Source organism: Nocardioides stalactiti, from assembly GCF_014180715.1.
Classification (GTDB): domain Bacteria; phylum Actinomycetota; class Actinomycetes; order Propionibacteriales; family Nocardioidaceae; genus Nocardioides; species Nocardioides stalactiti.
In genome coordinates, this window is the sequence record NZ_JACEFC010000250.1 from 1 (window position 1) to 820 (window position 820).

The window sequence follows — 820 nt, forward strand, 5'->3', positions numbered from 1 at the left end:
CCGGCCGCCGCTGCGCGCCGACGCGGCCCGCGCGCTCGCTGCGGTCGCAGGGGTCCCGGTCGTCGCGGTCGACACGCCGTCGGGCGTCGACGTCGACACCGGCGAGATCGCCGGCCCGCACGTCACCGCCGACGTCACCGTCACGTTCGGCACCCACAAGATCGCCCACCTCGTCGACCCCGCCTCCCGCCACAGCGGTGCGATCCACCTCGTCGACATCGGCCTCGACCTCCCCGCGCCGGCGCTGGAGGCGCTCCAGCCCGCCGACGTCGCGGCGCTGCTCCCGCGACCCGACCCGCACGCCCACAAGTACTCCCGTGGCGTCGTGGGAGTGCGTGCGGGCTCCGCTGCGTACCCGGGCGCCGGGCTGCTCAGCGTCGCCGGAGCCGGCTGCGGGCTGGCCGGGATGGTCCGGTTCGTCGGCGACCCGACGGTCCAGGACCGGGTCCGCACGGCCCACCCGGAGGTCGTCGGCGCTGGCCGGGTGCAGGCCTGGGTCGTCGGTTCCGGCAGCGACACCGGCGCGCTGGAGGCGCTGCGCAGCGCGCTGTCCGACGACGTGCCGCTCGTGGTCGACGCCGACGCGCTCGAGCACGCCGACCTCGCCGAGGGCCGCCCGGCGGTGCTCACGCCCCACGCCGGCGAGCTCGCCGAGATGCTCGGGGTGGACCGTGAGGACGTCGAGGCACGCCCGCTCCACCACGTCCGGGTCGCGGCCGAGACGTTCGACGCGACCGTGCTGCTCAAGGGGCGGCACACCCTCGTCGCGTCGGCGGGGCGGCCGGTCCGGGTCACGACGACCGGCACACCCTGGCTCGCG

The 820-nt window shown here is 77.3% G+C and carries 1 protein-coding gene; it reads left to right on the top strand.

Annotated features, from left to right (window positions below):
- Positions 1-820 (top strand): bifunctional ADP-dependent NAD(P)H-hydrate dehydratase/NAD(P)H-hydrate epimerase (locus H0487_RS22750; RefSeq protein ID WP_183096455.1); only part of this gene is annotated, 820 nt, incomplete at both ends.